15 protein-coding genes and 4 tRNA genes are annotated in these 18,940 nt (G+C 62.7%); 6 read left to right on the forward strand and 13 right to left on the reverse strand.

Annotated features, from left to right (window positions below; genetic code table 11):
* Window positions 1–112 precede the first annotated feature (112 nt).
* Window positions 113–505, forward strand: a complete 393-nt coding sequence (locus RBR52_RS11240) for a hypothetical protein (RefSeq protein WP_320377352.1) — start codon at window positions 113–115, stop codon at window positions 503–505.
* Between the two features lie 100 nt (window positions 506–605).
* Here the strand turns inward: RBR52_RS11240 and RBR52_RS11245 are convergent.
* The 8 genes from RBR52_RS11245 to RBR52_RS11280 form a co-directional block, all read right to left on the reverse strand.
* A tRNA-Asp gene (locus tag RBR52_RS11245) sits at window positions 606–682 on the reverse strand.
* A 22-nt stretch (window positions 683–704) separates the two neighbouring features.
* Window positions 705–780: transfer RNA gene (locus tag RBR52_RS11250), tRNA-Glu, on the reverse strand.
* 42 nt (window positions 781–822) lie between these two features.
* Window positions 823–898 (reverse strand) — tRNA-Ala (locus RBR52_RS11255).
* Window positions 899–1,118: 220 nt separating this feature from the next.
* The gene (gene lon, locus RBR52_RS11260) at window positions 1,119–3,539 is read right to left on the reverse strand and encodes an endopeptidase La (RefSeq protein ID WP_320377353.1); all 2,421 of its coding nucleotides are present in this window, start codon (window positions 3,537–3,539) and stop codon (window positions 1,119–1,121) included.
* Between the two features lie 99 nt (window positions 3,540–3,638).
* Window positions 3,639–4,907 carry an ATP-dependent Clp protease ATP-binding subunit ClpX gene (gene clpX, locus RBR52_RS11265; RefSeq protein ID WP_320377354.1) on the reverse strand — a complete coding sequence of 423 codons (1,269 nt, stop codon included), beginning with the start codon at window positions 4,905–4,907 and terminating at the stop codon, window positions 3,639–3,641.
* Window positions 4,908–4,935: 28 nt separating this feature from the next.
* Window positions 4,936–5,544, reverse strand: a complete 609-nt coding sequence (gene clpP / locus RBR52_RS11270) for an ATP-dependent Clp endopeptidase proteolytic subunit ClpP (RefSeq protein WP_320377355.1) — start codon at window positions 5,542–5,544, stop codon at window positions 4,936–4,938.
* A gap of 181 nt (window positions 5,545–5,725) precedes the next feature.
* Window positions 5,726–7,060: a trigger factor gene (gene tig, locus RBR52_RS11275; RefSeq protein WP_320377356.1), complete on the reverse strand. Its 1,335-nt coding sequence runs from the start codon at window positions 7,058–7,060 to the stop codon at window positions 5,726–5,728.
* A gap of 66 nt (window positions 7,061–7,126) precedes the next feature.
* Window positions 7,127–7,213 (reverse strand) — tRNA-Leu (locus RBR52_RS11280).
* Between the two features lie 129 nt (window positions 7,214–7,342).
* Here RBR52_RS11280 and RBR52_RS11285 point away from each other — a divergent pair.
* A complete protein-coding gene (locus tag RBR52_RS11285; protein WP_320377357.1) occupies window positions 7,343–8,365 on the forward strand; it encodes a squalene/phytoene synthase family protein in 1,023 nt (340 codons plus the stop codon).
* A gap of 6 nt (window positions 8,366–8,371) precedes the next feature.
* On the opposite strand, the gene RBR52_RS11290 is transcribed toward RBR52_RS11285, so the two are convergent.
* The 3 genes from RBR52_RS11290 to RBR52_RS11300 are packed head-to-tail and all read right to left on the reverse strand — an operon-like array spanning window position 8,372 to window position 11,642.
* Window positions 8,372–10,384, reverse strand: coding sequence for an acetoacetate--CoA ligase (locus RBR52_RS11290; protein ID WP_320377358.1), 2,013 nt, complete (start codon window positions 10,382–10,384; stop codon window positions 8,372–8,374).
* A 20-nt stretch (window positions 10,385–10,404) separates the two neighbouring features.
* Window positions 10,405–10,848, reverse strand: a complete 444-nt coding sequence (locus tag RBR52_RS11295; protein WP_320377359.1) for a thioesterase family protein — start codon at window positions 10,846–10,848, stop codon at window positions 10,405–10,407.
* A gap of 11 nt (window positions 10,849–10,859) precedes the next feature.
* Complete coding sequence (locus RBR52_RS11300) at window positions 10,860–11,642, reverse strand: SDR family oxidoreductase (protein WP_320377360.1); 783 nt, start codon at window positions 11,640–11,642, stop codon at window positions 10,860–10,862.
* A gap of 189 nt (window positions 11,643–11,831) precedes the next feature.
* Here RBR52_RS11300 and RBR52_RS11305 point away from each other — a divergent pair, with 189 nt between their 5' ends.
* From RBR52_RS11305 to RBR52_RS11320, 4 genes are all read left to right on the forward strand, one after another.
* On the forward strand, window positions 11,832–12,380 hold the full coding sequence (locus tag RBR52_RS11305) for a phosphatase PAP2 family protein (protein ID WP_320377361.1): 549 nt from the start codon (window positions 11,832–11,834) through the stop codon (window positions 12,378–12,380).
* Window positions 12,381–12,602: 222 nt separating this feature from the next.
* A complete protein-coding gene (gene moaA, locus RBR52_RS11310) occupies window positions 12,603–13,739 on the forward strand; it encodes a GTP 3',8-cyclase MoaA (protein ID WP_320377362.1) in 1,137 nt (378 codons plus the stop codon).
* 9 nt (window positions 13,740–13,748) lie between these two features.
* Window positions 13,749–15,665, forward strand: a complete 1,917-nt coding sequence (gene asnB, locus RBR52_RS11315) for an asparagine synthase (glutamine-hydrolyzing) (protein WP_320377364.1) — start codon at window positions 13,749–13,751, stop codon at window positions 15,663–15,665.
* Between the two features lie 24 nt (window positions 15,666–15,689).
* Entirely contained in the window at window positions 15,690–16,745 is a 1,056-nt protein-coding gene (locus tag RBR52_RS11320; RefSeq protein WP_320377365.1) for a GNAT family N-acetyltransferase, read from the forward strand.
* Window positions 16,746–16,854: 109 nt separating this feature from the next.
* On the opposite strand, the gene hemH is transcribed toward RBR52_RS11320, so the two are convergent.
* Together hemH and RBR52_RS11330 are read right to left on the reverse strand one after the other, a co-directional pair.
* Window positions 16,855–17,964 (reverse strand): ferrochelatase, encoded by a 1,110-nt coding sequence (gene hemH / locus RBR52_RS11325; RefSeq protein ID WP_320377366.1) that lies wholly within the window; start codon window positions 17,962–17,964, stop codon window positions 16,855–16,857.
* 24 nt (window positions 17,965–17,988) lie between these two features.
* Window positions 17,989–18,909, reverse strand: coding sequence for an adenylate/guanylate cyclase domain-containing protein (locus RBR52_RS11330; protein ID WP_320377367.1), 921 nt, complete (start codon window positions 18,907–18,909; stop codon window positions 17,989–17,991).
* Window positions 18,910–18,940: the final 31 nt, after the last annotated feature.

Genomic DNA, 18,940 nt, shown 5'->3' on the forward strand with positions numbered 1-18,940 from the left:
CGATGTCGGCCCCCTTCTCAGCGAGCTCGGTCAGTGCGATAGTTGCGTTGGTCATCGTGGTTCCTTCAGACAAGTTGGTTGGTTCGCACCTCAACCTTATCCGGACTTCACGATGGCCACCCCCATCTCCAGGGACGACCGGCGCGCGGTGAGCTGCTCCGGGCTACGCCCTTCGCAGCTCACCGCACCAAAGACTTACACCACGCCCGGGGACATTACCCCGGCAGAACGCAAAACGCTCTCGGCCAGGCTGCCCAAGGCCCAAGCGTGGCGCCAGCGGCCGGGGCGGGATGCGGCGCTGGCCGCCTGGCGAGGCATCCGCCATCGTGAGCAGCGCCACAAGATCGTGATGCACGACAAGGGGGAAAACTATCTGAAAGCCGCGCTGTGGCTGGCCGCGCAGAAGCATGGCAGCAAGGTGGACATACCGGCGGCGCAGGGGGGATTCTGGGGTGTCCAACAAAGAGACGTCTGGGGCAGTCTGTGGGAATCTTGGAGGAGTTGAAGGGGAATGCGCTCTCCCAAACCTCCGTTTCTGACACAAAAAAAGCCCACGTCGTTCGCGTGAGCTTTTCATTAACTCATTGATTTACTGCGAATTTTGTTGGCGGAGTGGACGGGACTCGAACCCGCGACCCCCGGCGTGACAGGCCGGTATTCTAACCAACTGAACTACCACTCCATGCAGATTCGGTTATCGAACCTGGCGTCCCCTACGAGATTCGAACTCGTGTTATCGCCGTGAAAGGGCGGTGTCCTAGGCCTCTAGACGAAGGGGACTGAACCTTCAACTTTGTTGTTTTTCGTTTTTTTTATTTTGCTTGGTGGAGGTAAGCGGGATCGAACCGCTGACCTCTTGCATGCCATGCAAGCGCTCTCCCAGCTGAGCTATACCCCCTTCAAAGCAAGCTAGCATTCTATACTGGATTTTCTTTTTGATGCAAGCACCCCGTTTGTTCACCTTGGCTCTGTCGGTTCAGCCCAGATCGTTCATCAGGACGCGGGTGCTGGGATACGGACACGAAGCGAGGGAGCAACGACGCCTCAAATCGGCCGCCGGCACCCGCATCCCCCCGTATCCGATAGGAGCAAAGCCTCACCTCATGGACGATCTGGGTTCAATGGCGGGCGCGCTCTGAGACAGGCAGGTCGACGGGCGTGACCGATACTTCGACGGCCTGGGTGGGTGCTTCATCTTCCAGCGCGACGGGAACGCGCTCAAGCGCCAAATCCAGCACCTGATCGATCCATTTCACCGGAATGATGTTGAGGTTGGACTTCACGTTCTCCGGCATTTCCTGCAGATCCTTGACATTCTCTTCGGGAATCAGCACGGTCTTGATCCCCCCGCGCAGAGCCGCGAGCAGCTTTTCCTTCAGGCCACCGATCCCAAGCACCTCGCCCCGCAGGGTGATTTCGCCCGTCATGGCGATTTCGGCCTTGACGGGAATTCCCGTCATTGCCGACACGATGGCCGTCGTCATGGCAATGCCGGCACTCGGCCCATCCTTGGGAGTCGCCCCTTCCGGCACGTGGATGTGAAGATCGCGTTTTTCAAACAACTCGTCTTTGATGCCCAGACGACGCGCGCGAACCCGTACCACGGTACGCGCCGCCTCGACCGACTCCTTCATCACATCGCCAAGCGAGCCCGTGCGCAGGATGGCACCTTTTCCGGGCATGGCCGTTGCCTCGATGGTCAGCAAGTCGCCCCCAACTTCGGTCCAGGCCAGGCCAACGACTTGCCCAACCTGATTCTGCTTCTCGGCAATACCAAAATTGAAGCGCCGCACGCCAAGGAAGTCGTGCAGGTTGTCCTCGGTGACGACGACCTGCTCTGTATACGTCTTCAACAGACGGCCCTTGACGGCCTTGCGACAGATCCGGGAGATTTCGCGCTCCAGGGAGCGCACCCCGGCCTCGCGCGTGTAATAGCGAATGATGCCCCTGATGGCGCTTTCCGTGACGTCGAGCTCGTCCTTCTCCACGCCGTTGTTTTTCATTTGCTTGGGCAGCAGATAACGCTGGGCGATGCTGACCTTCTCATCCTCGGTATAGCCGGCCAGACGAATCACTTCCATCCGGTCGAGCAGCGCCGGGGGAATGTTGAGCGAATTCGAGGTGGCGACGAACATCACATCGGAGAGATCGAAATCGACTTCGACGTAGTGATCGCTGAAGGTGTGATTCTGCTCAGGATCGAGCACTTCCAGCAAGGCCGAGGACGGGTCGCCGCGAAAATCCATGCCGAGCTTGTCCACCTCGTCGAGCAGGAACAAGGGATTGCGCACGGCCACTTTGTTCAGGCTCTGCAGGATCTTGCCAGGCATGGCGCCGATGTAGGTACGGCGGTGGCCACGAATCTCGGCCTCGTCGCGCACGCCGCCCAAGGCCATGCGCACGAACTTGCGTCCCGTCGCGCGGGCGATGGATTGGCCGAGCGAGGTCTTACCCACCCCGGGCGGCCCGACCAGGCAAAGGATGGGTGCCTTGACCTTGTCCACACGCTGCTGGACTGCGAGGTATTCGAGGATGCGCTCCTTGACCTTCTCCAGGCCGTAGTGATCTTCATCCAGCACCGCCTCGGCAAACGCCAGGTCATGGCGCACCTTGCTCTTCTTTGCCCAGGGCAGGCTGACCAATACGTCGAGGTAATTTCGCACCACGGTCGCCTCGGCCGACATCGGCGACATCAGCTTGAGTTTTTTCAGTTCGCCCTCGGCTTTCTTCTTGGCCTCCTTGGGCATGCGCGCAGCCTTGATCTTTTTCTCGATTTCCTCGATGTCCGCGCCCTCTTCGCCCTCGCCCAGTTCCTTCTGGATGGCCTTGACCTGCTCGTTCAGGTAGTACTCGCGCTGGCTCTTTTCCATCTGGCGGCGCACCCGTCCACGGATGCGCTTTTCGACCTGCAGAATGCCGACTTCGCGTTCGAGCTGTTCGAGCAGATTCTCCAGGCGGGCTTGCACATCATGCAAGTCCAGCACGGATTGTTTCTGTTCGAGCTTGAGTGGAAGATGCGCAGCGATGGTGTCGGCCAGACGACCCGGATCATCGATGCCGGAAATCGAAGTGAGAATTTCAGGAGGGATTTTTTTGTTCAGTTTGACATACTGGTCGAACTGCGCCACCACGGCGTGCCGCATGGCCTCAGATTCCGCACTCGACTCCGAACTCGATGCGATGGGAACGGCTTCGCAGGCAAAGAACTCTCCGTTATCCTGAATATTCAGTACCTTGGCCCGTTGTGCGCCTTCGACCAGCACCTTCACCGTGCCATCAGGCAGCTTGAGCATCTGCAGAATGCTCGACAGGCAGCCGATTTCGAACAGATCCTCGGGCTTGGGCTCGTCCTTGGCCGCCGCCTTCTGCGCAACCAGCATGATCTGCTTGCCGCTTTCCATGGCCGATTCAAGCGCCCTGATGGACTTCGGACGCCCAACGAACAATGGAATCACCATGTGAGGAAAAACGACCACATCGCGCAAGGGCAGCAAGGGCAGCGCGGTCAGATCGATGTTTTGTTCAAGGGTAGCGGACATAGAGGTCACCCGAAAAGAAGTTGGTGTGCAAATGGGGCCGTGCAGAGGATTTGCAAGCGGGGATCAGAGTGCCATCGAGATTGCCACCACCTGAGCGCCTTACGCTCCCGATGCCTTCGCGGCATCCTCATAGATGAGCAGCGGCTTGGCGCCCATCGTGATGACGTTCTCGTCGACGACGACACTGGCCACGCCCTTGGCATTGGGCAGATCGAACATCAGGTCGAGCAAAGCCTGCTCGACGATGGAGCGCAGCCCGCGCGCGCCCGTCTTGCGCTCAAGCGCCCTGCGAGCAATCGCATCGAGCGCCGCCGGACGAAACTCCAGCTTGATGCCATCCATCTCGAACAGCTTCTGATATTGCTTGACCAGCGAATTCTTCGGCACGGTGAGAATTTCGACCATGGCGGCCTCATCGAGTTCTTCCAGCGCGGCCACCACGGGCAGACGGCCCACCAGCTCGGGAATCAGGCCGAACTTGACGAGATCGTCGGGTTGCACTTGCTGAAAGGTCTCAGACACGCTTTGGTCGGACGGGGTTTTGACCGTGGCCGAAAATCCAATGCCGGACTTTTCGGAACGATTGCGGATGACCTTCTCCAGGCCATCGAACGCTCCACCGCAGATGAACAGGATATTGGTCGTGTCAACCTGAATGAAATCCTGATTCGGATGCTTGCGCCCACCCTGTGGCGGCACAGAGGCCATCGTGCCTTCGATGAGTTTGAGCAAAGCCTGCTGCACGCCTTCGCCCGACACATCGCGGGTAATGCTGGGGTTGTCCGATTTGCGGGAAATCTTGTCGATTTCGTCGATGTAGACAATCCCACGCTGCGCCCGCTCGATTTCATAGTTGCAGTTCTGCAACAGCTTTTGAATGATGTTCTCGACGTCTTCACCCACATAACCCGCCTCGGTCAGCGTGGTCGCGTCGGCGATGACGAAAGGCACGTTGAGCAAGCGCGCGAGCGTCTGCGCCAGCAAGGTCTTGCCCGAGCCGGTGGGCCCGATCAGCAGGATGTTGCTCTTGGCCAGCTCGACGTCGCCGTTCTGCCCGATGTGCTTGAGCCGTTTGTAGTGGTTGTAAACCGCGACGGCCAGAATGCGCTTGGCCGTTTCCTGGCCGATCACATACTGGTCGAGGATGGCCTTGATTTCAGACGGCGTCGGCAAATCGGTGCTGACCAACTTGCCATTGGCATCGGTCGCAGCCACTTCATCACGGATGATTTCGTTGCACAGGTCGATGCACTCGTCACAGATGAACACCGAAGGACCGGCGATGAGCTTCTTGACCTCGTGCTGGCTCTTTCCGCAGAACGAGCAGTACAGGGTCTTTTCACCGGAAGATGATTTTTTCTCAGCCATGGACGTATGTCTACTTTGAGGGTCGGGATCAGGCGCGCTTGGCGATGACTTCGTCGATCAAGCCATAGTCCTTGGCCTCGTCAGCCGACATGAAAAAGTCGCGCTCCGTGTCGATACCAATTTTGTCCAGGCTCTGACCAGTGCGCTCGGCAAGAATGCCATTGAGTCGTTCGCGCAGATAAAGAATTTCGCGGGCCTGGATCTCGATGTCCGTCGCCTGTCCCTGCGCCCCGCCGGAGGGTTGATGGATCATGATGCGCGAATTGGGCAGCGAATAGCGTTTTCCCTTGGCGCCGGCCGCCATCAGGAAAGCGCCCATGCTGGCCGCAATGCCGGTACACAAGGTGGACACATCGGGCTTGATGAACTGCATGGTGTCGAAAATCGCCATGCCGGCAGACACCGAGCCGCCGGGAGAATTGATGTAGAGCGAAATATCCTTGTCTGGATTTTCCGACTCGAGGAACAACAACTGCGCCACGACCAGATTGGCCATCTGATCATTGATGGCGCCAACCAGAAAAATCACCCGCTCACGCAGCAGGCGCGAGTAAATGTCGTAGGCGCGCTCACCGCGGCCGCTTTGCTCGATGACCATGGGCACCAGGCCCAGGTTTTGAATGTCAGTAGCGCTCATGGAAAAAAAAGACGTGAAGGTAGACACAGATTAGCACGCATGCGGCGCTGCCGATGCAAGCACGCAGGATTTCCGCATCGGCTTTGCGCTGGGCACGACAACGCGCCCAAAAACAAAAGCCACTGCACACGCCTGGGCGGACAGCGGCTTTCGAATGTGGATTGACGAGGCAGGTCAGCGATCAGCTTTTACCCATCAGCTCATCGAAACCGAGCGCTTTGTCCGTTGTCTGCGCCTGAGCGAACACGAATTCGGTCACATTGTTCTCCATGACGATGGCCTCGGCCTGCGCCAGGCGTTCCTGATCGGCGTAATACCAGCGCACCAGTTCCTGCGGCTGTTCGTAACTGGCCGCAATCTCCTCCACATAGGCGCGAACCTGCTCGGGTTTGGCCTGCAGATCGTGCTGCTTGACCAACTCGGAAACGATCAGGCCCAGACGGACGCGACGCTCGGCCTGCTCCTTGAACAGATCCACAGGCAGCGGCGCCTTGTCGGCATCTTTCATGCCGCGCTCGGCCAGATCCTGACGGGCGCCGGCCATCAATTCGTTGATTTCGTTCTGTACCAGTGCGCTGGGCAAGTCGACCGGCACGGCTTTTTGCAACAGCTCCATCACGGCCAGTTTGTTGCGCTGCATCAGGCGCGATTTGACTTCGCGGCTCAGGTTGTTGCGGATATCGTCGCGCAGACGCTGCACATCGCCGTCCTCCACGCCGAGCGCCTTGGCAAAATCCGCATCGACTGCGGGCAGCAACGGCCATTCGACCTGGGTGACTTTCAAGGTGAACTGGGCCGTCTTACCGGCAACGGCACGGCCTGGGTAGTCCTCGGGAAAGTGCAGTTCGAAAATCTTGCTCTGCCCGGCCTGCAGCCCTTTGGTGGCCGCTTCGAACTCGGGCAGCATGCGGCCCTCACCTTGAATGAAGGTGAAGTCTTCGGCCTTGCCGCCCTCGAAAGCGGTGCCGTCGATACGGCCTTCGAAGTCCACCGTGACGCGGTCGCCATCCTGGACTTCCAGCCCTTCGGAAGTCTGGCCATCCGGCGCCGATTGGCCGCGCACGAAATATTCGGTGCGCTGCTTGCGCAGCACATCGAGGGTCTTGTCGATGGCGGCCTCGTCCACCTCGGCGGTCACGCGCTCGATGCCGTGGGTCGAGAGGTCGGGAATCTGCACGTCGGGATAGACCTCGAACACGGCATCGAAAGCCATCACATCCGCTTCGACCCCTTCGGTCCTGGGCGTGAACTCGGGCGCACCGGCCACGCGCAGACGGGCGCTGGTGGCGACGTCGTAAAACGCATTGCCGATCTTGTCCTGCAGCACTTCCATCTCGACGGACGGGGCATAGCGCTGCGTCACCATGGACATCGGCACTTTGCCCGGACGGAAACCGGGCAGGCGCAGCGTGCGGCTCAGGCTCTTCAGGCGGGAATTGATTTCGTTCTGCACTATGGCCTTGGGCACGGTCACGGTCACACGGCGCTGCAGTTTGTCCAGGGTTTCGACAGTCATGGGAAAATCCAGTGTTCAAAAAGGGGTCAAAAACCGGCGAGCCTGCGCTTGTCGGCTGGTGCTGTCTGGTGCGAGAGGGGGGACTCGAACCCCCACGCCCGTGAAGGCGTCAGGACCTAAACCTGGTGCGTCTACCCATTTCGCCACCCTCGCCAGGTGATCTGTTGCCAAAAACATGATGCTCGTTTGTCCAGTTTCGTCCCCGTTTCTCTCCACAGGGGGATGAGAACCCGGCGGCATTGATTTTTGGGCAATCGGCTATTCTAGCCGCCTCCGGAGGGTGTGAATGAATCCGGCGTGGCCGAGCAGCGCGCCCAAAGCGCCCCAATCAAGGCGCAAAGCACAGCCGTGCCCGTCGGCACGGCGCGCATTTGCAACGCCGAGTGGGGCGCTTTGGGCGCGATGAGCGGGCATGGCGGATTTGTTCACACCCTCTCCAGCTTGCTTGATGCAGTGCTCAACATGCCCGCGTCTCAAATCCCTGATTCCTGCACCAAGCCGCCACCCGGCTCGTCAGCTTATTACGCGCTGCAACGGTGCCCGCCTGAGCGCCGCGTCGCGCTGACATTGTTGCTGGACGTGCATGTGCGGGTCCGCAGCATCGCCACCACCGTGAGCGATCCGGCCATTGCGCAAGCCAAGCTGGCCTGGTGGCGCGCACAGATCCAGGCGCTCGGCCAGCATCAGCCCGAGCACCCGTCCCTGCGGGCTCTCGCGGGGTATTTGCAGGAGCACGATCTGCGGCCAGAAACTCTGCTCGGCCTGATCGAAAGCGTGGAGATCGATCTGCGACAGAACCGATGGATGGATCGTGCTGCGCTGCTGCACTATTGCCGCGCGGGCAGCGGGCAGACGCTGCGCAATGCGGCGGCGCTGCAGGGTCTGATCACGCCCTCGGCCCTGGCTGCGGCGGAGGAACTGGGCGTGGCCCTGAGATTGGCCAGCAATATCCGGCATCTGGGGCGCGATGCCGCGCAGGGTCGGGTGTATCTGCCGCTCGATGCCCTGCAGCGGCATGTGGTCAAGACGGCGGAGCTGCAACAGCGAATCGTGAACCCGCCGATTCGCGCCCTGCTGCAGGAACAAACCACGCTGGCCCGCACGGCGCTGCGAGCCGCCTGCGATGCCCTCGCGTCCTACCCCAGCGCGCAGACCGCGCCGCTGCTGGCGCTGGGCGCCATGTCGGACGCGCTGCTGCGCGAAATCGAACGGGCCGACTATGCCGTGCTGCACCAGCGCATCAGCCTGACGCCATTGCGCAAGCTCTGGCTCAGCCGGACCTGCACCTGGCGGCGCGGAGAATAACTGCCATCAGGCCCGCTCAAGTTCCGTGCGCAACGCGCGGTATTCATCGAGCGCCTCGGGGTTGGCCAGCGCCGACACATTCTTCACTGGCTCGCCGTGAATCAGATTGCGCACCGCGATTTCCACGATTTTGTTGCTCTTGGTACGCGGAATGTCGTGCACCTGCACGATGCGCGCGGGCACATGGCGCGGCGTGGCGTTGTCGCGGATCTGGCGCTTGATCGTGTCGATCAGCGCCTCGTCGAGCACCACGCCATCGCGCAGGCGCACGAACAGCACCACGCGCACATCGCCGTAAGTCCCCGGCGGCCAGTTCTGCCCGATCACGATCGACTCCAGCACCGCGTCGATGCGCTCGACCTGGCGGTAGATCTCGGCCGTGCCGATGCGCACGCCGCCCGGATTGAGGGTGGCATCGGAGCGGCCGAAAATGATGTAGCCGCCATGCCCGGTGCGCATGATGTAGTCGCCATGCCACCAGACATTCGCAATCTGTGCAAAGTAGGCGTCGTGATACTTCTGCGCGCCTTTTTCCAGGCTGCCGTCGACCAGAAATCCCAATGGCATGGACGGGAACGGTTTGGTGCAGACCAGCTCGCCTTTTTGCCCGTCGGGCAGCGGCCGGCCCTCGTCATCGGCCACGATCACGGCCATGCCCAAAGCGCAGGCCTGAATTTCTCCGCGCCAGACCGGATTGAGCGGCGAGCCGACGATGAAGCAGGCCACCAGATCGGTGCCGCCCGACAGGGAACTGAGGCAGATGTCGGATTTCACCTTGTCGTAGACGGTGTCGAAACCCTCGGGGGCCAAAGGCGAACCGGTGGACATGAGGGTGCGCAGCGAAGTCAGACGATGCGTTTGTTTCGGCGCGATGCCCGACTTGCCCAGCGCCTCGATGAACTTGGCCGACGTGCCCAGATGCGTGAAATCCACGGCATCGGCGTAGTCGAACAGAATGGCGTTGCCGCGCACGCCGGGTGAGCCGTCGTACAGGCAGAGCGTGGCCCCCTGGCTGAGCGCGGACATCAGCCAGTTCCACATCATCCAGCCGCAAGTGGTGAAAAAGAACACGCGGTCATCGGCGTGGACATCGACCTGCAGACGCATCTCGGCCAGATGCTTGAGCAGCACGCCGCCTGCGCGATGCACGATGCATTTGGGCGCGCCGGTGGTGCCGCTGGAATACAGGATGTACACGGGATGGTCGAAGGGCAGCGCGGTGTATTGCACCGCCTGCGACGCGAACGGCGCCAGCGCCTCGTCCCAGACCTGCGCATCGGCAATCGCCGCAATCTTCGGGCTTTCGCCGCGCGTCTGCGCCACGTAGGGCACGATGACGGTCTTGACCAGCGAGGGCAGTTGCGGGGTCAGTTCGGCCAGCTTCTCCAGATTGGAAAAAGTCTTGCCGTTGTAGAAATAGCCGTCACAGGCGATCAGCACCTTGGGCTGCGTCTGGCCGAAGCGGTCGAGCACGCCCTGCACGCCGAAGTCGGGCGAGGCGGAAGTGAAAGTCGCACCGAGGCTGGTGGCCGCCAGCATGGCGATCACCGTCTCGGGCATATTGGGCAGATAGGCCGCGACCCGGTCTCCCGGCTGCACGCCCCACGCGGTCAATGCCTGCTGCAGACGGGAGACTTCGGCGTGCAGTTCGCGCCAGCTCAGGCGGCGTTGCACCCGATCCTCGCCCCAGAAGTGCAGCGCCACGGCATCGTCATCGCGGCGCAGCAGGTTCTGCGCAAAGTTGAGACGGGCGTCCGGGAAGAAACGCGCGCCAGGCATGCGCTCGGCATCGATCAGCACCCGCTCGCCCTTGTGCTCGGCGATCACGCCGGAGGTCTCCCACACCGCGTCCCAGAACCGGGACTGCTCGGCGATCGACCAATCCAGCAAGTCCTGGTAAGTCTGCAACTGCAGGCCGTGGTGCTCATTCACCCAATGACGAAACGCCTCGATATGCGAAGCGGCGATGCGCTGCGGAGATGGCGTCCACAGCGGCTGGTTTGTTTCGGACTCTGGCATGGTCCACTCCCGTTCGATATTCAGTCTCCGTCCACCCTGGCCTGCGCCGACAGCAGCTCACGCAGACTATCGGGCAAAGGGGCGCTCTTGCGCTTGGGAAAATCCACCCACACCACACGCGAGCCGCCGCTGGCGTAGATCGTATCGGGATCGTCGGTGCGGCTGAGCAGGGTGTAGGTATCGAAGCTGGAGCGGCCCACCTCGGTGGTGTAGAGCCGTGCCAGCACCTCGCCCGGATACCTCAATTCGATCTGGAAGTTGCAGAACGCATTGACGATCACCGGCCCCTGGCCTTGCGGGTTGGCAGGGATGCCGGTTTCACGCATCCACTCCAGACGGATGATCTCCATGTAGCGGAAATACAGGGTGTTGTTCACATGGCCCATCACATCCATGTCACCCCAGCGGATGGGCATGGTCATGGTGTGGACCAGACGCTTGTTTTCAGGGATTTCGAATCGCACAGACTTTTCCTTCAAATACCCAAACCATCGTCGGCAGTGAGAATCGCGCCGTTGACCAGGCCGCTTTGAGCGCTGGACAGCATGACCAAAAGGGCGTCGAGGTCTTCGGGCTTGCCCAGGCGCTTGCGCGGCAACGTCTGCAGCAGACGCTGGCCCGCCTCGGTCTGCCAGTGATGGTGATTCATTTCGGTGTCGATGTAACCGGGGCAGAGGGCGTTGACGTTGATGCCATACTTGCCCCACTCCACCGCCATGGCCCGCGTCATGTGGATGACGGCTGCCTTGCTCATGGCATAGACACCCAGTTTGGGCATGACCCGCAGCCCTGCGACGGATGCCACATTGATGATGCGCCCGCCCGCCCAGGTGCCCGGCGTCACGCCCAGGGAACGCGCCACCATGCGGCGCGCCACTTCCTGCGCCACGAAAAAGGCACCGTGCACATTGGTGCGGTAAACCTCGTCGACCTCTTCGGGCGTCGCATCGAGCAGCTTCTGCTGCGACGAAATGCCCGCGTTGTTGACCAGGATGTCGATCGGCCCCATTTCGGTTTCGGCATGCGCCACGGCCGCCTTGATGCTGGCCATGTCGGTGACATCGAGTTCCACCACATGGGCATCGCCCCCCTGACCTTCGATTCTCGCCCGCAGTTCCTTCAGGCGCTCCATGCGGCGGCCGCTGAGCACCACGGCGGCGCCCGCCTGCGCCAGCACTTCGGCAAATCGCCAGCCGAGCCCGCTTGATGCCCCAGTCACCAGGGCGACGCGGCCCGAGAGTTCGATGGTGTATGCCATATTGATCCTTGTGGAGAATGCGACTCGGGAAGCCAGCCTTTTGTGAACCGATCGACCGACCGCCTTGCGCAGATGACACAATGGTAGAGGCAGCAGGCAAGGGGTGGCATTTCCAGCCGCCCTAAGTCTGCAGTGAAACAATACGGCAACGTGCTCCCCGCGCCGCCATCGCCACCCGACTCCTCCACCATGCAACAGCGACAGCCCGGCCTGCTTCAGCGTTATCTGCATTGGGAAGAAGGTTTGACCCTCGCGGCCAATCGTTTGAGCCGCAAGCCCTGGGTTCGCCGCTTTTTTTCCGCCATCAGCCGCCTGGGCAATGGCTGGGGCTGGGGAGTGATTCTGTCTGTGCTGCTCCTGATCGACGGTCGTGCAGCGGTGTTGCCCATCATCTGGATGATGGTGACGACCTTCATCGGCACCGGCCTGTACTGGTCGATCAAGCGCCTGGCCGCCCGCCCCCGGCCGATCGAACAGTGCCAGCGCATCGTGCTCAGCGAGCCGCCGCTCGATCAGTTCAGCTTTCCTTCCGGCCATACGCTGCATGCGGTGAATTTCACCCTGCAGATCCTGTTTTTCGCCCCCATGCTGGGCTGGATCGCCGTACCGTTTGCCCTGCTGATCGCCGCGTCGCGGCTGATCCTGGGGCTGCATTACCTCTCCGATGTGCTCGTCGGCGCCGTGCTCGGCATGCTGCTCGCCACCTTTGCCCTGGCCTTTCGGATTTCATTGATGTGAACATGCCGAGGGGCCTGTCGGTCTTGGGGCGCGGAAAGCGAAAATGGGCGGTGTGGATGCCATGTGGCGGCGGGTTTGCAGCCCCATAGCCGAAGCTATGGGGCAAAAAACCGCTGCCGCAGGGCGCCGCGCCGTCCATTTGCAGCCCGCGATCCTCAAGTCCGACAGGCTCCTCGGAGCCAGGCCAGCGCGGCGCTCCTGTGCTTTGCCGATAATGGCGATATGTCCGAACGCATCATTCCCATCGTCGACCACCAATACGCCGCCAGCGTGCCGACCGTGCCTGCCGACACCGGCCACGGGCAGGGGCAGCCGACCGACCGTTTTCATCGTCCGCTGCACGATTTGCGCATTTCGGTGACCGACCGCTGCAATTTCCGCTGCACTTACTGCATGCCGAAAGAAATTTTCGACAAGCATTACGAATTTCTGCCTCACGCCGACCTGCTGAGCTTCGAGGAAATCACCCGCGCTGCGCGCGTGTTCATGGACCTGGGAGTGCGCAAAATCCGGCTCACCGGCGGCGAACCGCTGCTGCGCAAGAATCTCGAGCGGCTGGTGGAGATGCTGCACGACCTGCGCACCCCCGAAGGCCGGCCGCCCGAGCTGACGCTGACGACCAACGGCTCCATCCTCGCCCGCAAGGCGACCTTGCTCAAGGAGGCCGGGCTCGATCGCGTCACCGTCAGCCTCGACGCGCTGGACGACACCGTGTTCCGTCAGATGAACGATGTGGACTTCCCCGTGGCCGAGGTGCTGCGGGGTATCGACACCGCCCTGGCCGCCGGCCTCGGGCCGGTGAAGGTGAACATGGTGGTCAAGCGCGGCACCAACGAGGCGCAGATTCTGCCGATGGCCAGACATTTTCGCGGCACCGGCGTGGTGCTGCGCTTCATCGAATACATGGATGTGGGCAACACCAACGGCTGGCGCATGGACGAGGTGCTGCCCTCGCAAGAAGTCATCAACCGCATCCACGCCGTGCATCCGCTGCATCCGCTGGAGCCGCACAGCGCGGGAGAAACCGCCCAGCGCTGGGCCTACGACGATGGCGCGGGTGAGATCGGCGTGATTTCCAGCGTGACCCGGGCGTTTTGCGGCGACTGCAACCGCGCCCGGCTGTCGATGGAAGGCAAGCTCTACCTCTGCCTGTTCGCCACCCACGGCCATGACGTGCGCGCGCTGCTGCGCGGCGATCAGCGCACCGGCCTGGCCCCGGTCAGCGACGATCAGTTGCGCGCCGCGCTGGCGCAGGTCTGGACGGCGCGCGATGATCGCTATTCCCTGCTGCGCGGCACGGCGGCAGGCCTGGCCCAGCGCGACGAGCGCCGGGTCGAGATGTCTTACATCGGCGGCTGAGAGCAGCTCATGTGCGGCATCGCCGGACGTTTGAACTGGAACGCTCCCATAGATCCTGAGCAGCTTGCCGCGATGATCGGCCAGTTGCATCACCGCGGGCCCGATCGGCAAGGCTTCTACAACAAGGGGCCGATCGGCCTGGCGCACGCCCGCCTGAGCATCATCGACCTGTCCGGCGGCGTCCAGCCGATGGGCAACGAAGACGGCACGGTGTGGGTAGTGTTCAACGGCGAGATTTTCAATTACATCGAGCTGCGCGCCGAGCTGCAGCGCCGCGGCCATCGCTTCGCCACGCAGTCCGACACCGAAGTGCTGGTGCATCTGTACGAAGACTTGGGTGATGCGCTGGTCGATCGACTCAACGGCCAGTTCGCCTTCGCCTTGTGGGATGTGCCACGCCAGCGCCTGCTGCTGGCGCGCGACCGCACCGGCATCCGGCCGTTGTTCCACACCCGCGTGCCGGGCGGTCTGGCCTTTGCCTCCGAGGTCAAGGCGCTGTTCGCCCTGCCCGAAGTCCCGCGCCGTCTCGATGCGCAGGCGCTGGGCGAAGTCTTCACCTACTGGGCGCCGCTGCCGCCGCACGCGGTGTTCGAAGGCATTGAATCATTGCCGCCCGGCCATGTGATGTCGGTCGACGCACGCGGTACGACACTGCGCCGCTACTGGGACTGGAGCTTTCCCCCGGCGCCCATCGCGGACGACCGCTCGGCCGCCGCCTGCGCCGAAGAACTGCGCGACCTGCTGATCGACGCCGTGCGGCTGCAACTGCGCGCCGATGTGCCCGTGGCCGCCTATCTCAGCGGCGGCCTCGATTCCTCCATCGTCACCACGCTGATCCGCCACTACACCGACACGCCGCTGCGCACTTTCTCGCTCACTTTCGACGACGCCGAATTCGACGAAAGCCCCTGGCAGCAGCAACTGGTGCGGCATCTGGGCACCGACCACACCACGGTGCACTGCACCCGCGCCGACATCGCCGCCGCCTTTCCCCGCGCCATCGCCCACGCCGAAACGCCCATTGTGCGCACCGCGCCCGCCCCCATGATGCTGCTGGCCGCCGGGGTGCGCGCCGCGGGCTACAAGGTGGCGCTCACCGGTGAGGGCGCAGACGAGGTTTTCGGCGGCTACGACCTGTTCAAGGAAGCCCGCGTGCGCCGCTTCATCGCCCGGCAGCCGAATTCGCCGTGGCGCCCCCGACTGCTCGAACGCCTCTACCCCTACCTCAAACACTCGCCCGCAGCAGGCCGGGCGATGACCGAACGCTTTTTCCGTGAAGGCGAGGCGCATTTCCGCGAGCCCTGGTTCGCCCACCTGCCGCGCTGGACCACCACGCGGCGCATCACCGGTTTTCTGTCACCGGACTGGCGCGCCGCAGCCACGGCGGCCGACCCCATCGCCGCCATCGCCGCACAACTCCCCGCCGGCATCTCCCGCTGGGAGCCGCTCTGCCAGGATCAGTACATCGAGGCGCACACCCTGATGTCGGGCTATCTGTTGTGTTCGCAGGGCGACCGCATGGCCATGGCCGCGTCCATCGAGACCCGCTTTCCCTTTCTCGACCACCGGTTGATCGCCTTCGCCAGCCGACTGCCGCCGCGCTACAAGCTCATGGGGCTGACCGAAAAGTATCTGCTCAAACGCAGCATGGACGGCCTGCTGCCCGATGCGCTGCGCCATCGCACCAAGCAACCCTACCGCGCCCCCGACAGCCAGAGCTTCTTTCACGATGGCGAGCCCGTCGATTATGTGGCCGAGCTGTTCAGCGTGGCGCGTCTCAAAGAGGCGGGCTACTTCGACCCGCAGGCGGCGATCCGCCTGTTCGACAAGGCGCGCGCCGGAAAAGTCATCGGATTTGGTGACAATATGGCCTTCGTCGGCATGCTCTCCACCCTGCTGCTGCATGAGCAATTCATCCGGCGCTGAACCTTCACCAGCCTGCTTTCCGTCATGACCGCCGCATCGTCCCGTTACGTCGCGCTGCCCGCCGACCTGCAGACCGATCGCGCCACCATCGTGTCGCTTTGGGCCAGCAACCTCGGCCATCCCGAGCGTCGCCAGGACAAATTCGACTGGTTCTACCTGCGCAACCCGGCCGGCCTGCCGCAGGTGCTGTTGGCCTATGCCCTCGCCGAAAATGGCGTGGCGATAGGCGTCATCGGGCTGGGCGCCCGGCAGATGCTTCTGGCCGGTCAGCCGCTGAACGCCGGGCTTCTGGCCGATTTCGGCGTGGCGGCGGAACATCGCACGCTGTATCCCGCCATGCTGCTGCAGACCACGCTGCGCGACCGCTTTCTGCCGCAGCACGGGCTGATCTACGGGTTTCCCAATCCGAAGTCCGAACCCGTGGTCAAGCGCCTGGGCTACAAGGTGGCGGGGCGGATGGTGCGCTATGTCCGCGTACTGCGCAGCGCCAGCTACCTGCCCGAGCAGATCCCCCATCTGCTGCGCCGCGCTGTCGGGCACACCGCCGACTGGTGGCGGCATGCCCTGCGCAGAACGCGCTATGCGCACGACTTTCACGGCCGGCATGTGCAGTGGATGGAACGGCCCGATGCCCGCTTCGACGCGCTATGGGCGGCGCAGAAAAATCCCGCCGTGCTCATCGGCGTGCGCGATCGCCGCTATCTGGCCTGGCGTTTCGAGCAGAAGCCCTGGAGAAAATTCCGCTTTCTCACGCTCAGCGCCGGACGCGACGGCCTCATCGCCTATGCCGTCTGCGAAGTCGTCGGCAAGGTGCTGCATGTGCGCGATCTGCTCTGCCACCCCGACCACCCCGACAGCCTGAATCTGCTGTTCGACACGCTGTTCCATGACGCCTATGCGGATGGTCGCAGCAGCGTGTCTTTTGAATTCCTGGGACCGAATGACATGCAAGACGCGCTGCGCCGTCTGGGTATGCTGGCCCGGGATGCGCGCAATGTGTTTTGCACCATCGCCCCCGCCCGGACCGAGGCGCTGGAGAAAGCGCAGTGGTATCTCACCAGTGCCGACGAGGATTATTGAGGACGGGCCGAAAATTCCTGCTTGCCTGCCCCGAGGAAAATCCATTCACCAAATCGGTGTCGGGCTGCTGGTGCAATTCTGGCGCGAGGCGCACTCAACCCGTCGCGCTTCATCCCGCTGAATTTGTCAGATTGCCTGCGCCCATGGCCTGAGCCCGGGCGCGCGTCTGCGCGAGTTGTTCCTCGTCCACGGGCACGGTCGTGTCCCAGCCCTGCAGATGCGCGGCCAGCAGACTGCTCAAGCTCTGCGTCCAGTGCGCCTCGGCGTTCAGACAGTCGATGTAATGAAACGTCTTGCCGCCGCTCGACAGGAAGGCCTGCTTGCCTTCCACGGCGATTTCTTCCAGCGTTTCCAGGCAATCGACGCTGAAGCCGGGGCAAATCACGTCCACACGGCCCACGCCCTCCTTGGCCAGTTGACGCAAGGTGGGTTCGGTATAGGGCTGCAGCCACTTCTGCTTGCCGAAGCGCGACTGGAACGTCACCGCGTATTCAGAAGCCGCCAGCCCCAGACGCTGGGCGAGCAGGCGTGCGGTCTTGTGGCATTCGCAGTGATAGGGATCGCCCAGCTTGAGCGTGCGCGCGGGCATGCCGTGAAAGCTCATCACCAATTGGTCCGGCCGGCCGTTGCGCTGCCAGTGCGCCTCGATCTTTCGCGCCAGCGCCTCGATGTAAAGCGGCTCGTCGTGGAAGTGATTGAGCACGCGAAGTTCGGGCAGGCGCCGGCTGCGCCGCATCCAGGCGGTGACCGCATCCAGCGTGGACGCCGTGGTGGCTGCACAGTACTGCGGGTACAGCGGCACCAGCAGCATGCGGGTCACGTTCTGCCGCGCCATTTCTTCGAGCACGCTGGACACGGACGGATTGCCGTAGCGCATCGCATAACGCACCCGGACATGGTGGCCGAGCCGGGACATTTCGTCTGCAATGGCTTGCGTCAGATCGGCCGTGCCCGTCTGCAGGGGTGAGCCCCGCTCGGTCCAGATCGTGGCGTACTTCGCCGCGGATCTGGAAGAGCGAGTCGGCAGGATGATGCCATTGAGGATGAGCCACCACAGCGGTCTGGGAATCTCGACCACCCGCGGATCGCTCAGGAATTCGCCGAGGTAGCGTCGCAGGGCAGGTGCCGTCGGCGCATCGGGCGTGCCCAGATTGACGAGGAGGATGGCGGTTTGCGGTGGGCAGCCGTGCAGGCAAGCCGTGGAATCTGACGAGAGCATGAACGAGACAGGCGTTGATCCGGATCACTGGGGATGAATCTGGAACATCACCGTCGGCGCGGTCGGATCGGAGGGCTTGGCACCGAGGGTGATTTCGCCCTGGCCGTGCAGCACACACTCGTTGCGGCGCAGCGCCAGCGTCGTGTCATTTCCGGTGTAGCGCACCCAGGTGCCGTTGCTGCTGAGGTCGGTCAGCATGAAGTAACTGCCGCGCCAGTCGATGCGCGCATGCTGGCGCGATACCCGCAGATCGTTGACGAGAAAGTCCGCCCCGTTGGTGCGCCCGATGACGATGGGCATCTGATCGGCGGCATAGTCCACGCTGTCGTCGAGCCAGGAGAGGTTGAGCAACTGGCTGCTGTAGTCGATGCGCGAGGGTACTTGCGGCATGGTCTGCCCCAAGTCGACGGAGGCCTCCCAGTCGACCTGATGGACCGGCACCGGCACGTCGTAGCCGCGCAGAAAAATCGCGCCGAGACTGCGCAGACGGGCCAGCAATTCCAGCGGCAGCGCCTCCATGACGGCGTCGCCGATGAGAATCTGCCCGGCCCCGGCCGAGTCGGACAGCCGCGAGGCCGCATTCACCGGATCGCCAAAACAGTCGCCCGGAGCCAGCACGACCACGCCGCGGGCGATGCCGATCTTGAGGGGAAGTTTCTGCCGCGCCCCGGTGGCATCGACCGCGCCCGAGGTGGAACAGGTGCGCTGAATGTCGATGCAGGCATTGAGCGCCGGGGTGTTGTGCTCGAAGGTGGCCAGAATGCCGTCTCCCAGCGTTTTCACCACCTCGCCGCCCGCCGCCCTGAAGCTGCGCGCCATGTTCGACACCACCTGAGTGACCAGCGCCGTGGCCTCGGCATTGCCGAGGGATTGAAACAAGGCCGTGCTGCCGACGACATCGGCAAACACGATGGTGCGGACAGCCGTTTTTCGCGCGTGGGTCATGCCCGGAGTCTAGCGTGAGCGCCTGTGCGTT

Source organism: Thiomonas sp., assembly GCF_034007205.1.
In the GTDB taxonomy this organism is placed as follows: domain Bacteria; phylum Pseudomonadota; class Gammaproteobacteria; order Burkholderiales; family Burkholderiaceae_C; genus Thiomonas.

Coding starts and splice junctions, on each gene's coding strand:
- RBR52_RS11240 (WP_320377352.1), top strand. CDS start 113: ATGGCCACCCCCATCTCCAGGGACGACCGGCGCGCGGTGAGCTGCTCC.
- lon (WP_320377353.1), bottom strand. CDS start 3,539: ATGTCCGCTACCCTTGAACAAAACATCGATCTGACCGCGCTGCCCTTG.
- clpX (WP_320377354.1), bottom strand. CDS start 4,907: ATGGCTGAGAAAAAATCATCTTCCGGTGAAAAGACCCTGTACTGCTCG.
- clpP (WP_320377355.1), bottom strand. CDS start 5,544: ATGAGCGCTACTGACATTCAAAACCTGGGCCTGGTGCCCATGGTCATC.
- tig (WP_320377356.1), bottom strand. CDS start 7,060: ATGACTGTCGAAACCCTGGACAAACTGCAGCGCCGTGTGACCGTGACC.
- RBR52_RS11290 (WP_320377358.1), bottom strand. CDS start 10,384: ATGCCAGAGTCCGAAACAAACCAGCCGCTGTGGACGCCATCTCCGCAG.
- RBR52_RS11300 (WP_320377360.1), bottom strand. CDS start 11,642: ATGGCATACACCATCGAACTCTCGGGCCGCGTCGCCCTGGTGACTGGG.
- RBR52_RS11305 (WP_320377361.1), top strand. CDS start 11,832: ATGCAACAGCGACAGCCCGGCCTGCTTCAGCGTTATCTGCATTGGGAA.
- moaA (WP_320377362.1), top strand. CDS start 12,603: ATGTCCGAACGCATCATTCCCATCGTCGACCACCAATACGCCGCCAGC.
- asnB (WP_320377364.1), top strand. CDS start 13,749: ATGTGCGGCATCGCCGGACGTTTGAACTGGAACGCTCCCATAGATCCT.
- RBR52_RS11320 (WP_320377365.1), top strand. CDS start 15,690: ATGACCGCCGCATCGTCCCGTTACGTCGCGCTGCCCGCCGACCTGCAG.
- hemH (WP_320377366.1), bottom strand. CDS start 17,964: ATGCTCTCGTCAGATTCCACGGCTTGCCTGCACGGCTGCCCACCGCAA.
- RBR52_RS11330 (WP_320377367.1), bottom strand. CDS start 18,909: ATGACCCACGCGCGAAAAACGGCTGTCCGCACCATCGTGTTTGCCGAT.